General features: G+C 63.1%; 16 protein-coding genes. 9 read left to right on the forward strand and 7 right to left on the reverse strand.

The window, feature by feature from the left end:
- Positions 1 to 83: 83 nt before the first annotated feature.
- The 4 genes from P3T17_RS24185 to P3T17_RS24200 are packed head-to-tail and all read left to right on the forward strand — an operon-like array spanning position 84 to position 5,373.
- Positions 84 to 575 (forward strand): NAD(P)H-dependent oxidoreductase subunit E, encoded by a 492-nt coding sequence (locus P3T17_RS24185; protein ID WP_429409167.1) that lies wholly within the window; start codon positions 84 to 86, stop codon positions 573 to 575.
- The gene (locus P3T17_RS24190; protein ID WP_429409168.1) at positions 572 to 2,143 is read left to right on the forward strand and encodes a formate dehydrogenase beta subunit; all 1,572 of its coding nucleotides are present in this window, start codon (positions 572 to 574) and stop codon (positions 2,141 to 2,143) included. The genes P3T17_RS24185 and P3T17_RS24190 overlap by 4 nt, the downstream gene beginning before the upstream one ends.
- 14 nt (positions 2,144 to 2,157) lie before the next feature.
- Complete coding sequence (fdhF, locus tag P3T17_RS24195) at positions 2,158 to 5,112, forward strand: formate dehydrogenase subunit alpha (RefSeq protein ID WP_429409169.1); 2,955 nt, start codon at positions 2,158 to 2,160, stop codon at positions 5,110 to 5,112.
- Positions 5,113 to 5,121: 9 nt separating this feature from the next.
- On the forward strand, positions 5,122 to 5,373 hold the full coding sequence (locus P3T17_RS24200; protein WP_429286959.1) for a formate dehydrogenase subunit delta: 252 nt from the start codon (positions 5,122 to 5,124) through the stop codon (positions 5,371 to 5,373).
- Between the two features lie 48 nt (positions 5,374 to 5,421).
- Here P3T17_RS24200 and P3T17_RS24205 read toward each other — a convergent pair whose 3' ends face one another.
- From P3T17_RS24205 to P3T17_RS24215, 3 genes are all read right to left on the reverse strand, one after another.
- The gene (locus P3T17_RS24205) at positions 5,422 to 7,269 is read right to left on the reverse strand and encodes an FAD-dependent monooxygenase (RefSeq protein WP_429409170.1); all 1,848 of its coding nucleotides are present in this window, start codon (positions 7,267 to 7,269) and stop codon (positions 5,422 to 5,424) included.
- Positions 7,270 to 7,347: 78 nt separating this feature from the next.
- Positions 7,348 to 8,445, reverse strand: a complete 1,098-nt coding sequence (locus P3T17_RS24210) for a cation diffusion facilitator family transporter (protein ID WP_429409365.1) — start codon at positions 8,443 to 8,445, stop codon at positions 7,348 to 7,350.
- Between the two features lie 56 nt (positions 8,446 to 8,501).
- Positions 8,502 to 8,843, reverse strand: coding sequence for an ArsR/SmtB family transcription factor (locus P3T17_RS24215; RefSeq protein ID WP_429409171.1), 342 nt, complete (start codon positions 8,841 to 8,843; stop codon positions 8,502 to 8,504).
- Between the two features lie 118 nt (positions 8,844 to 8,961).
- Here P3T17_RS24215 and P3T17_RS24220 point away from each other — a divergent pair, with 118 nt between their 5' ends.
- Positions 8,962 to 10,809, forward strand: a complete 1,848-nt coding sequence (locus tag P3T17_RS24220; protein WP_429409172.1) for a tetratricopeptide repeat protein — start codon at positions 8,962 to 8,964, stop codon at positions 10,807 to 10,809.
- 88 nt (positions 10,810 to 10,897) lie between these two features.
- Here the strand turns inward: P3T17_RS24220 and P3T17_RS24225 are convergent, their stop codons facing one another.
- Positions 10,898 to 12,193, reverse strand: a complete 1,296-nt coding sequence (locus tag P3T17_RS24225) for an MFS transporter (protein WP_074265956.1) — start codon at positions 12,191 to 12,193, stop codon at positions 10,898 to 10,900.
- A gap of 319 nt (positions 12,194 to 12,512) precedes the next feature.
- Here P3T17_RS24225 and P3T17_RS24230 point away from each other — a divergent pair, with 319 nt between their 5' ends.
- On the forward strand, positions 12,513 to 13,034 hold the full coding sequence (locus P3T17_RS24230; protein ID WP_074263698.1) for a GNAT family N-acetyltransferase: 522 nt from the start codon (positions 12,513 to 12,515) through the stop codon (positions 13,032 to 13,034).
- A gap of 20 nt (positions 13,035 to 13,054) precedes the next feature.
- Here P3T17_RS24230 and P3T17_RS24235 read toward each other — a convergent pair whose 3' ends face one another.
- From P3T17_RS24235 to P3T17_RS24245, 3 genes are all read right to left on the reverse strand, one after another.
- Entirely contained in the window at positions 13,055 to 13,792 is a 738-nt protein-coding gene (locus P3T17_RS24235; protein WP_429409173.1) for a DUF2968 domain-containing protein, read from the reverse strand.
- Between the two features lie 261 nt (positions 13,793 to 14,053).
- Positions 14,054 to 15,592: a gamma-glutamyl-gamma-aminobutyrate hydrolase family protein gene (locus P3T17_RS24240; RefSeq protein ID WP_429409174.1), complete on the reverse strand. Its 1,539-nt coding sequence runs from the start codon at positions 15,590 to 15,592 to the stop codon at positions 14,054 to 14,056.
- 139 nt (positions 15,593 to 15,731) lie between these two features.
- Positions 15,732 to 17,489 (reverse strand): cation:proton antiporter, encoded by a 1,758-nt coding sequence (locus tag P3T17_RS24245; protein ID WP_429409175.1) that lies wholly within the window; start codon positions 17,487 to 17,489, stop codon positions 15,732 to 15,734.
- 170 nt (positions 17,490 to 17,659) lie between these two features.
- Between P3T17_RS24245 and P3T17_RS24250 the strand changes: the two genes are divergently transcribed.
- From P3T17_RS24250 to P3T17_RS24260, 3 genes are all read left to right on the forward strand, one after another.
- Entirely contained in the window at positions 17,660 to 18,355 is a 696-nt protein-coding gene (locus tag P3T17_RS24250; RefSeq protein WP_429409176.1) for a DUF2848 domain-containing protein, read from the forward strand.
- Between the two features lie 7 nt (positions 18,356 to 18,362).
- Entirely contained in the window at positions 18,363 to 19,724 is a 1,362-nt protein-coding gene (locus tag P3T17_RS24255) for an MFS transporter (RefSeq protein WP_429409177.1), read from the forward strand.
- A 67-nt stretch (positions 19,725 to 19,791) separates the two neighbouring features.
- Positions 19,792 to 20,469 (forward strand): GntR family transcriptional regulator, encoded by a 678-nt coding sequence (locus P3T17_RS24260; protein ID WP_429409178.1) that lies wholly within the window; start codon positions 19,792 to 19,794, stop codon positions 20,467 to 20,469.
- Positions 20,470 to 20,497: the final 28 nt, after the last annotated feature.

The raw sequence follows: 20,497 nt of genomic DNA on the forward strand, positions 1-20,497 counted from the left end.
CGTATACACACGAAACGAATGAAGCATACGTGCACACTTTATGAAATACAAGTGCATATTAGACTTCGGAGGAGCCCCCCACTTTGGACGATTCCAACGCAATCGCACCTGAGCAACTGGTGCAGCGTCACGCACTCCCCGGCCGCTCTCTGCTGGCCGTGCTGCACGCCATCCAGGACGAGCTTGGCTTTGTGCCTCCCGCTACCGTCGCGCCGCTCGCGCGGGCGATGAACCTGTCGCGGGCGGAAGTGCATGGCGTGCTCACCTACTACCACCACTTCCGTACTCGCGCGGCCGCGCCGGTCACCGTACAACTGTGCCGCGCCGAGGCTTGCCGCAGCATGGGCACCGAGGCGCTGGCGCAGCACATCGAAGCGCGCACCGGGTGCCGCTTCGACGCCGAACCGCGGCATGGCGAGCCTGCGGTCGTCGAACTCGAATCGGTGTATTGCCTCGGTCAATGCGCGCTGTCGCCGGCGTTGACGATCAACGGCACGTTGCACGCAAAGCTCACATCGTCGAAGTTCGACGCACTGCTTGCCGCTGAGGTGAAACGCGCGGAGGAAACGGCATGACGCGCATCTACGTTCCTCGCGATTCAGCCGCGCTTGCACTCGGCGCCGATGCGCTCGCCGATGCGATTGCACGTGAAGCAGCACAGCGCGGTATCGCCATCGAACTGATCCGCAACGGCTCGCGCGGCTTGCTGTGGCTCGAGCCACTTGTCGAAGTCGCCACACCGCGCGGACGGGTCGGCTATGCCAACGTCGACGCAGCTGATGTCGTATCGTTGTTCGACGCGGGATTCGTTGATGCGAGCTTCGACGGCAGCGCTCATCCGCGCCATGTCGGCATCGTCGACGAGATTCCGTATCTGCAGAAGCAGCAGCGTTTGACCTTCGCGCGCATCGGCATCACTGATCCATTGTCGACCGACGACTACCTCGCGCATGGCGGCCTCGAAGGTTTGAAGCAGGCCCTCGCCGCCGATGGCGACGCCGCCTGCGAAGCGCTGATCGAATCAGGTCTGCGCGGCCGCGGCGGCGCGGCGTTTCCCGCCGGCATCAAATGGCGCACGGTGCGCGGTGCGAAAGCGGCCCAGAAGTACATCGTCTGCAACGCAGACGAAGGCGATTCCGGCACGTTCTCCGACCGCCTCATCATGGAGAGCGATCCGTATGTATTGATCGAAGGCATGATCATCGCGGGGATCGTGACGGGTGCGACGCTAGGCTACATCTACGTACGCAGCGAGTATCCGCATGCGATCGCGACGCTCGAAGCCGCTATCGAACGCGCGCGCGACGCCGGCTGGCTCGGCGACAGTGTGCTCGGCTCCGCTCACCGCTTCGAACTCCAGGTCGCCAAAGGCGCCGGCGCTTACGTCTGCGGCGAAGAAACCGCGCTGCTCGAATCGCTCGAAGGCAAGCGCGGCATCGTAAGGGCCAAGCCGCCCGTGCCGGCCCTGGTGGGTCTGTTCGGACAGCCAACGGTCATCAACAACGTCATCACGCTCGCCACCGTACCGATTATCTTCGCCCGCGGCGCGGCGTTCTATAAAAACTTCGGCATGGGCCGCTCGCGCGGCACGCTGCCGTTCCAGCTCGCTGGCAACATCAGACAGGGCGGCCTCGTGGAACTCGCGTTCGGCGTGACGCTGCGCGAATTGATCTACGACTACGGCGGCGGTACCGCAAGCGGTCGGCCCGCCCGCGCCGTGCAAGTAGGCGGCCCGCTCGGCACTTATCTGCCTGAGAGCCAGTGGGGCATTCCGCTCGATTACGAAGCGTACGCCGCGGTCGGCGCGGTCGTCGGTCACGGCGGCATCGTGGTGCACGACGATACCTCGAATCTCGCGGAACTGGCGCAATATGCCATGCACTTCTGCGCGCTCGAATCGTGCGGCAAATGCACACCGTGCCGGATCGGCTCGACGCGCGGCGTCGAAGTAATCGCACGAATTCGCAACGGCGATACGGCGACGCGCCAGGTGCAATTGCTGCGTGACCTCTGCGACACGATGGTGTCGGGCTCGCTCTGCGCGATGGGCGGTATGACGCCCTACCCGGTGCTGTCCGCACTCGACCATTTCCCCGAAGACTTCGGTCTCGACGCCGTCCAGCCCAACGCGGCGGCGGCCTGATCATGGAGCCCACCATGTCCGACGCGCTCAAATCCACTGCCGGCGGTTGCGGCTCCGGCAACTGCGCATGCAAGACTCAAGCGCAGGCGCAACGAAGCACGCAACCCCGCTCGCCCTTCGACGACACCGATTACGGCACGCCGCTGCGCCACGCCGATATAGACGTGACGCTGGAAATCGACGGCCAGGCTGTCACCGTGCCGGCCGGCACCTCCGTCATGCGGGCCGCGATCGAAGCTGGCGTTAACGTGCCAAAGCTATGCGCCACCGATTCACTCGAACCATTCGGCTCGTGCCGCCTGTGCCTCGTCGAGATCGAAGGCAAACGCGGCTATCCGGCCTCGTGCACGACACCTGTCGAAGCAGGCATGAAAGTTCGCACGCAGACGGACCGCCTGCAGTCGCTGCGCCGCAATGTGATGGAGCTGTACATCTCCGATCACCCGCTCGACTGTCTGACCTGTCCCGCCAACGGCGATTGCGAACTGCAGGACATGGCGGGCGTGACGGGCTTGCGCGAAGTGCGTTACGGCTTTGACGGCGCGAACCATCTGCAAGACAAGAAGGACGAATCGAATCCGTACTTCACCTACGATCCGTCGAAGTGCATCGTCTGCAATCGCTGCGTGCGTGCCTGCGAAGAAACGCAAGGCACATTCGCGCTGACGATCGCCGGCCGCGGTTTCGAATCGCGCGTCGCCGCGAGCGAAAACACGCCGTTCATGGAATCGGAATGCGTCTCGTGCGGCGCCTGCGTGGCCGCCTGCCCGACCGCGACACTGCAGGAAAAGAGCGTCGTGATGCTGGGCCAGGCCGAACACTCGGTCGTGACTACGTGTGCGTATTGCGGTGTCGGCTGCTCGTTCAAGGCGGAAATGAAGGGCAGCCAGGTCGTGCGCATGGTGCCGAACAAAAACGGCCAGGCCAACGAAGGTCACGCCTGTGTAAAGGGCCGTTTTGCGTGGGGCTATGCCACCCACAAGGACCGCATTACGAAACCGATGATTCGCGCAAAGATCACCGATCCGTGGCGCGAAGTGAGTTGGGAAGAAGCGCTCAGCTATGCGGCCTCGGAGTTCCGCCGCATCCAGGCGAAACACGGACGTGATTCGATCGGCGGCATCACCTCGTCGCGCTGCACGAATGAAGAAACGTACCTGGTACAAAAACTCGTACGCGCTGCGTTCGGCAATAACAATGTCGATACCTGCGCACGCGTGTGCCATTCGCCAACAGGTTACGGCCTGAAGACCACGCTCGGCGAATCCGCCGGCACGCAGACCTTCGCGTCCGTGGACAAGGCCGACGTCATCATGGTGATCGGCGCGAATCCGACCGACGGTCACCCGGTGTTCGGCTCGCGTCTGAAGCGCCGGGTGCGTGAAGGCGCGAAGCTGATCGTGGTCGATCCGCGCCGCATCGATATCGTCGATACGCCGCACGTCAAGGCGTCGCACCATCTGCAATTGCGGCCGGGCACGAACGTCGCCGTCGTGAACGCGCTCGCCCATGTGATCGTCACGGAAGGTTTGCTTAACGAAGCGTTTATCGCCGAGCGCTGCGACACGCGCGCGTTCGATCAATGGCGTGCGTTTGTCGCACTGCCGGAAAACGCGCCGGAGGCCACCGCTGAGATTACCGGCGTGCCTGCCGAGAACGTGCGCGAAGCCGCCCGCATCTACGCAAACGGCGGCAACGCCGCAATCTACTACGGCCTGGGCGTCACCGAGCACGCGCAAGGCTCGACCATGGTGATGGGAATCGCCAACCTCGCGATGGCCACCGGCAACATCGGCCGCGAAGGCGTTGGTGTGAATCCGCTGCGTGGCCAGAACAACGTGCAGGGTTCGTGCGACATGGGCTCGTTCCCGCACGAACTGCCCGGCTACCGCCACATTAGCGACACCACCACGCGCAGCCTCTTCGAAGAGGCCTGGAACGTCACCCTGCAACCGGAACCGGGCCTGCGCATTCCCAACATGTTCGACGCCGCGCTCGACGGCAGCTTCAAGGGACTCTATTGCCAGGGCGAAGACATCGTGCAGTCCGATCCGAACACGCATCATGTGTCGGCAGCGCTGTCGTCGATGGAATGCATCGTCGTGCAGGACATCTTCCTGAACGAAACCGCGAAATACGCCCATGTGTTGCTGCCTGGCTCATCATTCCTCGAAAAGGACGGCACCTTCACGAACGCCGAGCGCCGTATTTCGCGCGTGCGCAAGGTGATGCCGCCGATTCCCGGCTACGCGGACTGGGAAGTCACCGTGATGCTGGCCCGCGCGCTCGGCTATGAAATGGATTACGCGCATCCGTCCGAGATCATGGACGAAATTGCGCGTCTCACGCCGACCTTCCATGGCGTCTCGTATGCGAAGCTCGACCAGCTCGGCAGCATCCAGTGGCCATGCAATGACAACGCCCCGGACGGCACACCGACAATGCACATCGACACTTTCGTGCGCGGCAAGGGCAAATTCGTGATCACGAAGTTCATTGCCTCGCCGGAAAAGGTCACGCGCAAATTCCCGTTGATTCTCACTACCGGACGCATCCTGTCGCAATACAACGTGGGTGCGCAGACACGTCGTACCGAGAACTCGCGCTGGCACGACGAGGACCGCCTGGAAATCCATCCGCACGATGCCGAAGAGCGCGGCATCAAGATGGACGACTGGGTTGGCATCGAATCGCGCGCGGGACAGACGGTGTTGCGTGCGAAAGTCACCGAGCGGATGCAGCCGGGCGTCGTCTATACGACGTTCCACTTCCCCGAATCGGGCGCCAACGTGATCACCACCGAGAGTTCCGACTGGGCCACCAATTGCCCCGAATACAAGGTGACCGCCGTGCAGGTCATGCCAGTGGAACAGCCGTCGCAGTGGCAGAAGGACTATTCGCGTTTCAATACGGAGCAGCTCGATTTGCTGCGCCAGCGCGAACTGGCCAATGTCACCTCGGGCAAATGAGGGCGCGCCATGGATGAACAGAACCTGATCGAGATGGCCAACCGGATCGGCGATTTTTTCGATTCGATGCCGGACCGTGAAGAGGCACTCGCCGGCATCGCCGATCACATTCGCCGTTTCTGGGAACCGCGGATGCGGCGCGCGCTGCTGGCGGCGGTTGACCGGCCGGATGCGGGTGGATTGGCGATATCGCCGATCGTCAAGGAGGCTTTGCTCGCGAATCGCGTTCAGTTGACGCCAGCGGCGGCTTCGGCCGCTTAGGTGCTGGGAGAAGACGCTTTCCGGCTTCTATCTTCACGCCGCGCGCTGTCACAGCCTCAGCTGGTCGCCTGCTGCTGCGTCATGTTGCGTCGTGCTCTTTGCAAACCACGCTTCACAGTGGCGCAGCAGGCCGTTCACATCTGACGCTGGCCGCCCGCGCGCGCAGATGTAGCCATCCGGGCGCACCAGATAGAACGCCGGCCGTGTGCGTCCGTAGGACTCTGAGAGTGACGGCGCACCCTCGCCTTCCATATCGCTGACCCGCCAGATACGCACGGCGCCAGGCAACAACCGCTCGATGTCCGCGCTCAGCCGGTCAAGATCCGTATCACGCGTCGCGTGTCGGCTCGCGGGTGGATCGAGCGGCGCTTCATCGGGACTCTCCGGCTCCAGCAGCAGAAACAGCGAGAAAAACGCCGGATCGTGCAGATCGAAAATGCAGCCGATACCAGGCGCCCGCCCAAGCGGTCCGTCGACCACATGCACGAGCGCGTCCGGCGCACGCTCGCCCGCGCGCGGACCGCCGTCGAGCACCCGCTCGAGCGTGAGGGGGCTGCGCCGGTACTGGATCGCCAGTTCGCTGATCGTGAGACGCGCGGCATCGCGCAGCGGACCCAGCGCGGCAAGTGCGGGCATCACACGTTCGCGCAACAGTTTGAGCGGCCCGTGATCAGCCTCTGCCAGCTGCGTGACGAAGCTGGTCTGCCGCAACACATCGCGTTCGATCGGATGCCGCTCCAGATGATAAGAGTCGAGCAGGCGGTCCGGCGCACCGCCGCGAATCACGCGGGCCAGTTTCCAGCCCAGGTTGAATGCTTCCTGGATCCCCGTGTTCATCCCCTGGGCGCCCGCCGGACTATGGACATGCGCCGAGTCGCCCGCGAGGAACACGCGGTCGACCCGCAATTGTTCGACCATGCGCCGGTTCAGATGGAAACGTGCCGACCACTTCAGGTCTTCGAATCTCACCGGGTGATGAATACGCCGGGCCGCAAGCAGGCGGCATTCTTCGAGCGAGGGCGAAGGCGCGAATCCGGGTGCGGCGGAGGCTCCCTGCGCCTGATCCGGGGAAGCAACCGATGCTGCCGCAGAGCCGGTAGAAGACGCGGAGGCGTCGCCACTGGCCGCGCCTGCCGCGTCTTGACCGCCTGACGAATCCGGCTGCACCGGCGCCGCGCCGGACTCCGGCGAGACAGGTATCGCGGGATGATCGGCAATCAGCCGGTAACGCTGCCCGCCCATCGGGAACAATCCCGCGAGCCCTTCGCCCGACGCGAAGATATGAAACTCGTCATCGGACCAGTCCGTGTCGGCATGCAGATCGGCCAGCAAAAAGGTCTGCTCGAAAGGCTTGCCGGCGAAGCTCATCCCAAGCCGGCGACGAATCGCGCTATGCGCGCCGTCCGCTGCGATCAGATACGAAGGATGCATCGTTTCGCTGCTGCCATCCGCGCGTTGCAAGGTCGCGCTGAGCCCGTCCGGACCTTGCGCCAACTCCGTCAGCTCGACGCCGCGTTCGACGAGCACGCCGAGCGTCACGAGATGCGCGGTCAGCAAGCGTTCAGTAATGGACTGATCGAGGAACAGCACATACGGATAACGCGTCTGCAACGGATCGAAATCGAGGCGTGCAAGGCGCTGTCCATTGGAATAAAGATTCGCTGCGCGCGCCCGATGACCCAACGCGAGAAACGGCTCGACGAGACGATGCTGTTCAAGCAGTTCGAGCGTGCGCGCCTGGATGCCAATCGCGCGCGAGTGCGGATTGGGCTGCGACGCCTTGTCGATCAGACGCACGGGAACGTGTGCGCGCGCGAGGCTCATCGCTGCAGCGAGCCCGGTTGGGCCCGCCCCAACGACCAGCACCGGCGACGCATCGTATGAAGCGGCGGCCATGCGGATCTCCGGAGACCAACATGCCGCCTAGTGTACGCCGCTGCCCCGCGGCCTGACGGTGCAGCGCGTCAATCGCGGTCAGTGCGCGTGCGGGTGTTCGAGGGCGCAATGGTGATGGCTGGTGCCGAGATCGACTTGCAGCGTGGCGTGCTGCATCGCGAATTTTTCGCGCAGCGTGATCACGATGGCATCGACGACCGCGTCGCCCGGGTGGCCAGCTGGAATAACCAGATGCGCACTGAGCGCGTTGCCGGTGGTGGACAGGGCCCATACGTGCAGATCGTGCACATCCGTGACGCCCGGTTGACCGGCCAGGTACTCGCGGATGCCCGGCAGGTCGACGCCGGGCGGAACGGCATCGAGCGCAAGCCGCACGGAATCGCGCAGCAGTCCCCACGTGCCGTACACGACTACGGCGACGACGACGAGGCTCATCAAGGGATCGAGCCAGCTCCAGCGGGTAGCGATAATGATGAGGCCGCTCACCGCGACGGCAGCCGAGATCAATGCGTCGCTCGCCATGTGCAGGAAAGCACCGCGAATATTGAGGTCTTCCTTCTGGCCGCGCATGAAAAGCCACGCCGAGAAACCGTTGACGAGCATGCCGACGGTGGCGACGACAAACACCGTCAGCCCCGCGACCGGTGCCGGGTTCAGCAGGCGGTTGACCGCTTCCGCGACGATCACGCCGCACGCGAACAGCAGCAAGCCCGCATTCACCAGCGAGGCGAGAATCGACGTGCTGCCATAGCCGAAGGTGTAGCGCGCCGAGGGCCGTCGCGTGGTGAGCCACATAGCGCCCCAGGCCAGCAACAGGCCGAGCACGTCCGACAGGTTGTGGCCGGCGTCGGCGAGCAGCGCAGTCGAGTGAGCGATCACGCCGTAAATGGCCTGCACAAGGACGATCAGGACGTTCAGGGCGACCGCGATGGCGAAGGCGCGCCCGTTGCCCGCGGCCGGCGCGTGATGATGGTGGTGGCCGCCGTGGCTGTGATTGTGGGCGTGAGAGTGGCCCTTGGCGTTGGAACAATCGTCGTCTGTGCCGTGGTCATGCGCGTGATCGTGACCAACGTCGCCATGCCCTGCGTGATCGTGTCCGTCGTGTTCTCCACGCGCGGCTTTACGCGCCGGCTCACCGGCGTCCGCATCGTCTGCATCTAACCCATAAAGCCACATCGGCGCGTGATCATCCTCGCGCTCCTCTGCGGGCCTGTCAGGGACGGGTGGTTTCGTCATGACTGATCCAGGGAAAATTCGCTCAGCGGTTCGGCCACGTGCTCGAGCATGCCCGCGAGCATGCCGCTAATGTGACGGTCCGCCGCGAGGTAGAACACCTGCTTGCCCTGGCGCTCCGCGCGCACAATGCGCGCCGCGCGCAACAGGCGCAGGTGATGGCTTACCAGCGATTGCGACAGCCCCAGCGATTCCGCAATCGCCCCCACCGCGCGCTGCTCGTCGACACACGCCAGCACGATACGCAAGCGCGTTGGATCTCCGAGCAAACGGAACAGGTCGGCAAGCGGCACTACAGGGTCGTCGCGGTCGTCAGTGGATAGGGGCAACATGGTCCGCATACATATGAACAAGTATTCATATGTTATAGATTTATCTCTTAAAGGTCAAACCGTCGGTGCGGGGTCACGAGTGTGGGAAAATGCGACATTTGCCTTACAAGATCTGCCCTTCCCCGTCATGGAACCCCTGTTTGAAAGCGCCTACGCGGCGCATCGTGACGGCCGCCTCGATGACGCCGAGCGCGGCTATCGCGCCGCGCTGGATAGCGATCCCGCGAACGTCGATGCACTCCACCTGCTCGGCGTGCTACGGCATCAGCTTGGTCAGCACGCCGAAGCGGCCGACCTGGTCGGCCGCGCGGCACATCTGCGTCCGCAAGATGCCGCCTTGCAGCTGAATCTCGGCAACGCGCTGAAGGCACTGGGGCAAATCGATGGGGCAATCGAGCGCTTTCGCAACGCGCTCACGCTCGCACCCGCTTTTCCACTGGCGCACTACAACCTCGGCAACGCCTATGCCGCGGCGGGGCGTCACGCGGACGCGGCGGATGCGTTCCAGAAGTCGCTGCGCCTGCAGCCGGACAACGCGTCGGCGCACAACAATCTGGGCAACGCGCTGCACGCGCTCGGACACCACGAAGAAGCGATCGCTTCGTTCCAGCGGGCGCTCGAACTACACCCAGGTCACGCGGGAGCGCACAACAATCTGGGCATGGCGCTCAATGCACTCGGAAAGTCCAACGAGGCCGTGCTTCAATTTCGTGAGGCAATCTCGGCGCAACCACGCTTCGTCGCGGCGCACTTCAATCTGGCCAACACGCTCGACGCCACTGGCCAGCACGAACAGGCGCTCGTTGCGTTCGAGGCCGTGCTCGCACTGGAGCCACAACTGCCGCCGGCGCTGTTTGGCCTGGGCAATACGCTCGCAGCATTAGGGCGTCACAAGGAGGCACTGTTGCGCTTCGAGCGGGTCGTGGGCCTCGATCCGAAGTTTGCCCTCGCCTGGCTAAGCCTCGGCACCACGCATCACGCGCTTGGGGGTCATGCGGCGGCTGTACGCGCCTTCGACCAGGCGTTGCGGCTACGGCCCGATCTGGCGTCGGCTCATATGAACCGCGCGGTCGCCTGGCTCACGCTCGGCGATTTCGAACGCGGGCTGCCCGAATACGAATGGCGCCTCAAGGCCATGGCGCAACGTGAGCCGCAGACATTGCCCCGCTGGCAAGGCGAGCCGATCGAAGAGCGCACGCTGTTCGTGCACGCCGAACAAGGTTTCGGCGACACGCTGCAATTCGCGCGCTTCGTGCCGATTGCTGCGCAGCGCGCGGCGCGCGTCGTGCTCGAAGTTCAGCCCCAACTCGTGCCGATCCTCGCGCCGGCCGCGCTCGAATGGCGTGTGAAACTGATCGCCCAAGGGACACCACGCCCGCCTGCTGATCTGCAATGTCCGCTGTTGAGTCTGCCCCTCGCGCTCGGCATCAGCCGTGAGACGATCCCAGCGCGCACGCCCTACCTCAGCGTGCCCCCCTCGTACCGGCGCAAATGGCGCGGTTCGCTCGGCGGTCACGCCAAACGCAAAATCGGCCTCGCGTGGTCAGGCCGCATCCAGCAACATGAAAACCGCACGATGCCGCTCGCGGCGCTCGAACCGCTGTTCGCGCTCGAAGGAATCGACTGGATCATCCTGCAGCCCGATCTCAGCGCGGCGGAATGCGCTACGCTGGAGAGCCATGCGCGTGCCGGCAACATTCATCGCTTCGACCAGCGCATCGGCGATTTCGCCGACACGGCTGCGATCATCGAACGGCTCGACGCCGTCGTCTCGATCGACACGTCGATCGCCCACCTGAGCGGCGCCTTGCGCAAACCGCTGTGGCTGATGCTGCCGTTTGCCGCCGACTGGCGCTGGTTCGTCGACGAACCGCGCAGCCCCTGGTACCCGGGCGTCCATCTGGTCCGTCAGCCGCAACCGGGTGCGTGGGCGGAAGTGGTCGACAAGGTCGCACGCGAGCTTCGCGACGCGTAACGATTCAACAAGGTCGACAAAGGGTCTACAAAGAAAAACCCCACGCTTTTGCAAGCGTGGGGTTTTTCCTTTTCAGAACCCTGCCGCTCTAGGCCGCGCGGTACTGATTGCGCGACTCAGGCGTGCGATACAGAACCAGCGTCGCGATCAAACCGCAGATTGCAGCGAGACCGAGCCACAGGCCAGGCGCAGCCTTGTTGCCCGTCGAATGAATCAGCAACGTCGAGATCGCCGGCGTGAAACCGCCGATGGTCGTGGCAAGGCTGTACGCCAGCGAGAACCCTGCGGTACGGACTTCGACCGGCATCACTTCGGTCAACGCCACCACCATCGCGCCGTTGTAGCTGCCGTACAGGAACGAGAGCCACAGTTCGACAGCCAGCAGGCGCGCGAACGAGGGATCCGCCACCAGCCATTGCACCGCCGGATACGCTGTGAGGATGGTCAGAATCGTGAACACCAGCAGCACCGGACGACGCCCGATGCGGTCCGATATCGCGCCCGCCAGCGGCAGCCAGACGAGATTCGACAGGCCGATACAGACCGTGACAACCAGTGCGTCGATCGCCGACAGCTTGAGCACTTCCTTGCCGAACGTCGGCGTATAAGCGGTGATCATGTAGAACGACACCGTCGTCATGATCACCATGCCCATGCCCGCGAGCACGACGCCCCAGTTTTCGAGCATCGACTTCATGATCTCGCCCATGCCCGGACGATGCTTGCGCGCGGCAAATTCCTCGGTTTCCTGCAGCGAACGGCGGATCAGGAACAGGAACGGCACGATCAGACAGCCGATCAGGAACGGCACACGCCAGCCCCATGCGCTCATCTGCTCGACCGGCAGGATCTGGTGCAGGACCACGCCGATCAGCGCCGCAAACACGACAGCGACCTGCTGGCTACCCGATTGCCACGAACAGTAGAAGCCCTTGTTGCCCTTGGTAGCGATTTCCGAGAGGTAGACCGACACGCCGCCCAGTTCCACGCCCGCAGAGAAGCCTTGCAACAGGCGTCCTAGCAGGACGAGCACTGGCGCGAGGATGCCGATCGTCGCATAGCCCGGAATGGCCGCGACCGTCAGTGTGCCGAGCGCCATTAGGCCAAGCGTCAACATCAGACCCTTGCGGCGGCCGTGGTGGTCGATGTAGGCGCCGAGCACGATGGCGCCGAGCGGCCGCATCAGGAAGCCCGCGCCGAATACCGACAGAGACAGCATCAGCGACGCGAAGTCGCTGCCACCCGGGAAATAGGTCTTGGCAATCGCCGAAGCGTAATAGCCGTAGACCATGAAATCGTACATCTCCAGGAAGTTGCCGCTGACGACGCGGAAAACTGTCCGGACTTTCGATTCACTGGAAGTTGCATGAGACGCAGTTGACATGACACTCTCAAAATAGCCCGGCGCCGGAGCCGATCCGGCATGATTGGGCAGTTGCAAACACTTCACCGCGTCGGCGAGCAGATGCCACTGGCGAGGGAGACTTTTCTGGAATAAACGAACGCGCCAGGGGCGCTGCATTTTGATGCTGCATACATTGCGACGGTATAAGGGTAAACCTTAGGTTGCCGGCGCACTGCAAGCTGATTCGAATGTTACCGTTCCTCGCTCGAACTTGCAGTCAAGATGGGCAATGATCGCGCCCTTAGCCTTGCTCGCAGTACACTTTGAGCTTTCCAGCCCTTACATGACCGTCCCATTGATGTCCAACGCCAGCGCTCTTTCTTTGCGCCCCGCGACCACACTCGACGCCGATCTGATCGCGTCGATTCATGCCGCCAGCTGGCAAGCCACCTACCGGGGTCTGCTGCCCGATGCGTTTCTCGACGGCGAGGTGACGCGCGAACGCGCGGCGTACTGGCAGGCGCGCCTGAACGCGCCGGGCGCCGAACGGCGCAACGTGGTGATTGCAGAACGCGCGGGCGAACCGATCGGTTTTGCGTGCGTCGAGCGCCAACCCGACTCGGCGTGGGGCGTGCTGCTCGATAACCTGCATGCGCTGCCTGGCCATCAGGGAATCGGTGTCGGCAAACTGCTGATGCAAGCCGCCGTCGACTGGACACGCGCTCAAGGCGAAAGCCGGCTGTATCTCTATGTGCTCGAGGGCAATACGCCGGCCATCGGCTTTTACGAGCGGCAAGGCTGGAAGTTCGCGGGCGCGGAGCCCGATCACATGGGCGGCGTGGACATCACCGCGTTGCGCTACGTGTACCAGTTGGATTAAACACTGCTGCCGGCGCCCGCTTATCTGGACTCTGGCAGTCCCGACTCGCTCTGGCGCTGCAACTGCAGCACCTGGTTCTGCACCTGGCGCAACTCGGCCTGCGCCTGTTCCTTCTGGGCGCGCAGTGCGGCTGCTTCCGTCTGCGTCTGGCGTTGATAGTCGTTGACCCTGGCCTGCTGGGTACGGGCCACATCCAGATCGGCCTGCAAGCGCTTCGCGCGATCTTCCGACTGCGCAATCACATCTTCAATGAATGCCTTCTGCGCCTGCAATTGCGTGCGGCGAATTTCCACGTCGGCCAGTTGCGCGGTCTGCTGCACAAAGCCGGTGTAGACGGCCTCGGCGCGCGTGTCGTCTTGCGATTTGATGACCCGCCAGAAATGCTTGTCTTGAAATAACGCTACGTAGTACGTCATTTCTTGTGGATAGAAAAACAGACTCGCGCCGTAGCTGCCGTTGTAGGTGGTGCGCAACTCGGTCAGTTGGGAGTCGTGGATCAGCTGCATCAGTTCCGCAACATTGCCTTGTGCATCGCCGCCCGCTGCAGCGCGTGCGTCCGCGCTCGTGGCGACGGCCGCCTGCAACGCGGCGGAAACGGGTTGAGGCGTCAACGAATTCATCGCCGGACGCGTTCCGACAACCGGCACCGAATCCATTGAACCGGCGCCCTCTTCTGCCAGCGCGAAACCACCATGCTGCAGCAACGCACACGTGGTCGCGAGCAGCATTGCGCGCCGTACAGTCAAGAGGTACTTCATACGTGCATGCTCCATGCGGATTCAAAATAGCTTTGGATTATCGCGCGTATTTGTGCCCAAGCGAAGCGTTCGTATGTGCCGCGACGGCACTTTAAATCGAGATAGATAGTAATCTTAAGATTCCATCGAATTGTCTCGCGCATCGCGAAAAAGCATCCTGTTTAACGGACGAAAAAAAGCGGCTCCGTTGGAAAACGGAACCGCTTTTCACGTCTTCGGCCCACGCACGGAGCCCAACAATTCTTTACAGAAAACGCACGCCTAGAAGCGCGTTTCGCGGGCCACGCGCAGAAAGGTATCCAGCAGCGGCGTGCAATCCAGTAACTCCGGTCCACCCGCGCGATGAAACTCCGGATGCCACTGCACGCCCATCACGAACGGCGCGCGTCGATAGCGAATCGCTTCGATGATGCCGTCCGAGGCCGATACCGCCTCGATATTGAGATCGCGCCCAATCGTCTTCACGGCCTGGTGGTGAATCGAATTGACGATTGCGTCGCGCCGGCCCGGAAACATGTTGGCGAGCGTCGAGCCGTCCGGAAAATGGATGCCATGGCGATGCTGGTCGTAGTGTTCGTTGACGTGCACGCCCGCGGTCGGCACATCTGTGGCGATATCTTGATAAAGAGTCCCGCCAAACGCCACGTTGATCAGCTGACAGCCGCGGCATACGCCCAGCACCGGCTTGCCGGACTCGATGAATTCATGCAACAGCTCCAGCTCATACATATCGCGCACACGGTCGCCGGGCCACTCGGGGCTCGTCGCCTGTTCGGCATAGGACTGCGGCGAGACATCCGCGCCACCTTGCAACAACAGGCCATCGAGGTGCTTGGCGTAATCGCGCAGACGGATATTGCTCGGATGCAGCATGCCCTGATGGCCGACGGTTGGAATCATGAACACCAGCACGTCGCGCGACATCACCCAGTGCGCAATAGACTCTTCGAGATATTGCAGCGTCTTCCCGCGCAGGCCTTTGGCGCCCGGCTCCGGATGGAAAATGCGGGCCGACACGCCAATGCGCAACGTCCGTTGCGTAATCCGTTGACCCGCCCTGTCGAAGATCTGGCGAGCCCGCGCCGCGATGATGCGGCCAAAAACCGACCACGCCGAATCAGTCTGCTTCAGATAGCGCGGTGGTGCCGGTGGCAATGCATTCGGCGGAGGAGGATTCGTTGCGGTGAAGTCCGGGGCGGCGCCAAAACCGGGCGGCACGGAACTGGTGGCGCCGCGAGGAGCGGATGCCGTTGACGACCCACTATCCGCAGCATCCGCTGAGGCAGTCTCCGAGGACGCTGCAGGCTGCGGGGCACGCGAACTGGACGGCGTGCCGTGTTTGGCCTGGGCGGCATCGCGCTTCTGCTTCACCTGGGCCTCCTGCTGCGCAGTCGACTCGGCAGCGGATGCGCGGGCTTCGGCGGCATCTCGTTGCTGGGCAGTGACAGGGTCGGCAGGGGTCACGGATGACGCGCTGATCGGATCGTCGGTCGAAGAACGCTCCGCGGCCTCTTCGGCCGCAAGGGAGGGTTCGGCTGACGCAGCAGAAATGTTCGGCGGTGACCCCGTCGGAGGCAATCCCGGTGGCACACCAGCCGTCGAATCAGCAGGCAAATCTTTGAGCGGCGACTGGATCGCATCCTCGTGTGAGGTGGGCAAGCTGACCTTCGGGGATGCGGGCGCAGTCTCGGCCGTTGACACGTCGGGCTTTGCAACGCCGGGCTTCGAAACCTCAGCCGGCGTGCCGGACGGGGACGGGGTGCCGGGCGTACCGGCATTCTCTGGCTTGTTTTCGCTCATGACTGTCGGACGGGCGCCTTCCACGCGAACGAATGAGTATGACCTGATTATCCGCTACCGGGCGATGTGCGGCAAACCTGCACACAATTGCTCACATTGTTACGCAACACAGATCGTCGCGCCCGATAACGTCACTTATTTATGGATCAGGTTGTTCGTCGAAAGTTTCGCGCAATGCGATCTGCAGGGCCGCGTGGATCTTCACGCACCAGCGCCAGAGCAGCGTGACCAGAAGCGCTGCACATACCAGCACCACCACCAGCAACCCGGTGGGCGGCAGGATGCCGCCTGAGAGTGCCGCCAGCAGCAGAAACACGCCGACCATCGAGACGATCGGCACAAGATCGGAAATCGCCGAGCGGATCGCACGCGTGAAACGCCCGGCTTTCGCCGGCTGGACGCTGAGTTCGGCAAGCAGCAACGCGAGCGATTTGGTCTTGCGATACACGGCGACCAGAAACGGCAGCGACAGAAGCAACGCCGCGCTCCAAAGCACCACGCGTTGCAGTGGCTCAGAGGGCAGCCAACGGTCGAGTAACGGGTTCGCGTAGGACGCGCCGTACGTCACCGCGAGAAAGATCGCCACCACCAGCGCGAGGTTCACCGCAATCTGCAGAACGATCCGACGTGTGATGCTGAACGGTGTCGGCCCGCCGCCGGCCGGCCGCAGGCTCTCGAGCCATTGCGAGTACATGCCGAACACGTTGGCGACGGGACGTGGCATCGCACGTCCGAGGCGCTGCGTCAGCGGATCGGCGGCGCGGATCAGGTACGGTGTGAACAAGGTGGTCAGCGCCGACACGGCAACCGCAATCGGATAAAGAAACGCGCTCGTCACCTTCAGCGTGAGACCGAGCGAGGCAATGATGAAGGAGAACTCGCCAATCTGCGACACCGTCATGCCGACCCGCATCGCGGTGCGTCCGTCCTTGCCGGCGAGGAACGTGCCGAGGCCGCAGGAGACGATCTTGCCGACGATCACCGCGACCGTAATGACCGCAATCGGCCACGCGTAGTCGACCAGCACATGTGGGTTGAGCATCAGCCCGATGGTGACGAAGAAGATGGCCGAAAACGCATCGCGCAGCGGTGCAATCAGATGCTCGATACGACGCAGATGGCGCGACTCGGCCATGATTGCACCGATCAGAAACGCGCCGAGCGCGATGCTGTAATCGAGCTTGACGACCAAAAGGCAAAAGCCAAAGCAGAAGCCGAGCACGGACACAAGCAGCATCTCGTCGCTCCCCGAGCGCGCCACGTAATTGAGCGCACGCGGCACGACGAGTACCCCCACCACCAGCGATACCGTCATGAACAGCAGCAGTTTGCCTAGCGTGACGAGTGCGATACCCGCGCTCAACTGGCCCGTCTGCGCTATGCCCGACAGCAACACGAGCATCGCGATGGCGAGGATGTCCTCGACGATCAGAATCCCGAACACGAGTTGTGCAAAGCGCTCACGCTTGAGGCCGAGTTCCGATAGCGCCTTGACGATGATCGTCGTCGACGAGATAGCGAGGATCGCGCCGAGAAACAGCGAATCCATCGAACTCCAGCCGAACGCGCTGCCGATCTCGTAACCGAGCCACAGCATCAGCACGATCTCGGAGAGCGCCGCGACAATCGCTGTGGCGCCGACCTGAAACAGCTTGCGCAGGCTGAATTCCAGTCCCAGCGAAAACATCAGGAACACGACGCCGAGCTCGCCGAGCGTCTGGATGGTCTGCTCGTCGTGGATCAACTGGAACGGCGGGGTGTACGGTCCGATGATCACTCCCGCGGCGATATACCCAAGCACCACCGGCTGTTTCAGGCGATGGAACAGCACGGTGACGACGCCCGCGAGCGCCATGATCACCGCCAGGTCCTGAATGAAGCCAATTCCGTGGTGCATGGACAGATTTCCTTACAAATAGCTGTCGAAAAATCTGATAGTAACGCAGCTTGGCGACACCGCACCTGTTGTGCGCTGCCCGAGAACCCTGCGGATTGTTTTTGACATGCTGGACTCCTGTGAAATATCACAATAATATTTGTCGAATATTCAGACGACGGAGTGCAGTAATGACGCAGTTATCGTTCAACGTATCCAACATAGGTGGCCGCGTGGAAGCCAGCGCGCCGCTGATGATCGAGGTGAACCGTTTGACCATCGCCGGGTGGGCGGGACGCGACCGTGCGGCCATCGAACATCACATCGCCGAACTCGCCGAACTGGGCGTGCAGCGGCCCTCGACCACGCCCTGCTTCTACCGCCTCGGCGCGGAATTGCTGACGCAGGCCGAACAGATCGACGTGGTTGGCAGCCGTTCAAGCGGCGAGGCCGAGTGCGTGCTGGTGCAGTCGGCGGCCGGCCTCCTTGTCACCGTCGGCTCGGATCACACCGACCGTGAGGTCGAGGCCTACGGCGTGACGGTGTCGAAGCAGGTGTGTCCGAAGCCGCTCGCCCGCGACGCGTGGCGCTTCGACGACGTCGCCGGCCATTGGGACCAGTTGCAATTGCGCGCCTTTGCGGTTGCCAACGGTGTGCGCAGGATCTATCAGCAAGGCAGCGTCGCCTCGTTGCTGGCGGCATCGGACCTGCTCGAGCGTGCCCCGCTCGCAGCGGGTGCCGCCATGTTCTGCGGCACGCTTGCGGTCGAAGGCGGCATCGTCGGCATGGTCGACGGCGACGCGCTCGAACTCGAACTGCACGACCCAGTGCTGAACCGCACGCTGCGCCACGCTTACCGCGTGCATGCGTTACCTATCGTCGAATGAGGCGCCCATGAACCCCGCCCCGCCGTCAGCCGAGTTGCGTGTGACCGCCCACACCGGGTCTTCCCAGGACGCTGCCATCGAAGCCAGCGCGCTGCGAAAAATCACCTGGCGCATCATGCCGTTCCTGTTTCTGGTCTACGTGCTGTCGTATCTCGATCGTGTCAACATCGGCTACGCGAAACTGCAGTTCACAGGCGACCTCGGCTTGTCGAACACCGCTTACGGACTCGGCGCAGGGATCTTCTTCTTCGGCTATTTCGTCTTCGAAGTGCCGAGCAACCTCCTGCTGAAGAAATTCGGCGCCCGCGCGACGATCGCCCGCATCACGATGCTGTGGGGCGCGCTGTCGTGCGTGATGATGTTCGTGCGCTCGGAGACCATGTTCTACGTGTTGCGCTTCCTGCTCGGCGTGGCGGAAGCCGGGCTCGTCCCGGGCGTCGTGCTGTACCTGACGTTCTGGTTTCCATCGGACCGGCGCGCCCGGATGGTGGCCGTCTTCATGGCGGCGATTCCGATGGCCGGGATCATCGGCGCGCCGCTTTCGGGTTTCCTGATGTCAGCGTTGCACGAGGCCCACGGGCTGCGCGGCTGGCAGTGGATGTTCCTGATCGAAGGCATTCCCTCGATCCTCGCCGGCTTCTGGGCGCTGGCCGTGCTGCGCAATACGCCCGCTGAAGCAGCCTGGCTCGATGACGAGGAAAAACGCGTCGTCCTCGCCCGGCTAGCACGCGAAAACAGCGCAGCGGCGTCCGCCGGCGCCGAACACAACCTGCGCGCCGCGCTGTGCTCCGGGCGCTTCTGGCTGCTGACACTGATCTACTTCTGTCTGGTCACGGGCAACGCCGGCTTCTCGTTCTGGTTGCCGCAGATCGTCAAGGATCTCGGCGTCACCAACCTGGTGAGCAATGGATTTGTTACAGCGATCCCCTATCTGGCGGCAGGGATCGGCATGATCCTGATCGGACGTTCGTCGGACGTCACCGGCGAGCGGCGCTGGCACTATGCGGTGTGCTGCTTCATCGGCGCGGCCGGACTGCTCGGCAGCGCGTCGGTGACGAACTCGATTCCGCTGGCGGTGACCGGCCTGTCGATCGCCTATATCGGCATCCTCGCGGGCTTCGGCATTTTCTGGTCGATGTCGACCACGTTCCTGCAAGGCAGCGCCGCTGTGGCCGGCATCGCCGTGATCAACTCGATCGCCAATCTGGCCGGCTACGTCAGCCCGTATGTGCTCGGCGTCGTTAAGGATGCGACGCATAGCGTGACCTTCGGACTCGTGCTGATCGCGGGAGCGCTGATCGTCGGCGGACTCGTCACGCTGCTGATGCCGCGGGTCAAGGTGCCGCACGGCGTGGCGGAGCTCGCGTGAAGGCTCGACTACAATGCGGGCGAATGAGCTTCACCCTTGCACCTGACCTCGCCTGCACCCTTTATTCATGACGCTTTTGCAGACTTCCCGCACTCCCGTGACCGCCCGCCAAAACGGTGCGAGCCTCGCCGAACAGGCCTATGAATTCGTCAAGCGCGAAATCATCACCATGCGTTTGCGCCCAAGCGAGGTGCTCAACGAGGCCGAGCTGATGACGCTGACCGGCATTGGCCGCACACCCGTTCATCAGGCGCTGCACCGGCTCGTGCACGAGGGCATGCTGACGATCATGCCGCGCAAGGGCATCATGGTGCGTCCGGTCTCGCTCGACGACGTGCTCGCGATCATCGACGTGCGCCTGATCAACGAAGGCCATTGTGTCGAACTGGCGGCGCGCCACGCTCAGGCGCACGATTACGAAGTGATGGAAGCGTTACTCGAGCGCTCCAAGGTGTGCGTTGCTGCACACGACGTGGAAGGCATGATGGATATCGACCGCGAATTCCACCTGGCGATTTCGGCGGCGTCGCGTAATCCGGTGCTCGCCGATATCCTGCGTGGGCTGCATGAGCGATCGCTGCGTTTCTGGTTTATCTCGCTGTCCGAACCGCACCATCTCGAGGATGTCCACGAGGAACATCTCGAACTGTTTCGCTTGCTGCGCGAGCGTGATGCCGACGGCGCGCGCCAGTCGGTGCAGCGCCACATCGAAGCGTTTCGCGCGACCCTCTTCAACCGGATTTAACCGTCAACCGCATCTGATTGCATCCAAC

The organism is Paraburkholderia sp. GAS82 (assembly GCF_050436285.1).
Taxonomy (GTDB): Bacteria; Pseudomonadota; Gammaproteobacteria; order Burkholderiales; family Burkholderiaceae; genus Paraburkholderia; species Paraburkholderia phenazinium_B.

Excerpts from the sequence above, each read along its gene's own strand:
- P3T17_RS24190 (WP_429409168.1), top strand. The coding sequence starts at position 572 with ATGACGCGCATCTACGTTCCTCGCGATTCAGCCGCGCTTGCACTCGGC.
- fdhF (WP_429409169.1), top strand. The coding sequence starts at position 2,158 with ATGTCCGACGCGCTCAAATCCACTGCCGGCGGTTGCGGCTCCGGCAAC.
- P3T17_RS24200 (WP_429286959.1), top strand. The coding sequence starts at position 5,122 with ATGGATGAACAGAACCTGATCGAGATGGCCAACCGGATCGGCGATTTT.
- P3T17_RS24205 (WP_429409170.1), bottom strand. The coding sequence starts at position 7,269 with ATGGCCGCCGCTTCATACGATGCGTCGCCGGTGCTGGTCGTTGGGGCG.
- P3T17_RS24210 (WP_429409365.1), bottom strand. The coding sequence starts at position 8,445 with ATGTGGCTTTATGGGTTAGATGCAGACGATGCGGACGCCGGTGAGCCG.
- P3T17_RS24215 (WP_429409171.1), bottom strand. The coding sequence starts at position 8,843 with ATGCGGACCATGTTGCCCCTATCCACTGACGACCGCGACGACCCTGTA.
- P3T17_RS24220 (WP_429409172.1), top strand. The coding sequence starts at position 8,962 with ATGGAACCCCTGTTTGAAAGCGCCTACGCGGCGCATCGTGACGGCCGC.
- P3T17_RS24225 (WP_074265956.1), bottom strand. The coding sequence starts at position 12,193 with ATGTCAACTGCGTCTCATGCAACTTCCAGTGAATCGAAAGTCCGGACA.
- P3T17_RS24230 (WP_074263698.1), top strand. The coding sequence starts at position 12,513 with ATGTCCAACGCCAGCGCTCTTTCTTTGCGCCCCGCGACCACACTCGAC.
- P3T17_RS24235 (WP_429409173.1), bottom strand. The coding sequence starts at position 13,792 with ATGAAGTACCTCTTGACTGTACGGCGCGCAATGCTGCTCGCGACCACG.
- P3T17_RS24240 (WP_429409174.1), bottom strand. The coding sequence starts at position 15,592 with ATGAGCGAAAACAAGCCAGAGAATGCCGGTACGCCCGGCACCCCGTCC.
- P3T17_RS24245 (WP_429409175.1), bottom strand. The coding sequence starts at position 17,489 with ATGCACCACGGAATTGGCTTCATTCAGGACCTGGCGGTGATCATGGCG.
- P3T17_RS24250 (WP_429409176.1), top strand. The coding sequence starts at position 17,660 with ATGACGCAGTTATCGTTCAACGTATCCAACATAGGTGGCCGCGTGGAA.
- P3T17_RS24255 (WP_429409177.1), top strand. The coding sequence starts at position 18,363 with ATGAACCCCGCCCCGCCGTCAGCCGAGTTGCGTGTGACCGCCCACACC.
- P3T17_RS24260 (WP_429409178.1), top strand. The coding sequence starts at position 19,792 with ATGACGCTTTTGCAGACTTCCCGCACTCCCGTGACCGCCCGCCAAAAC.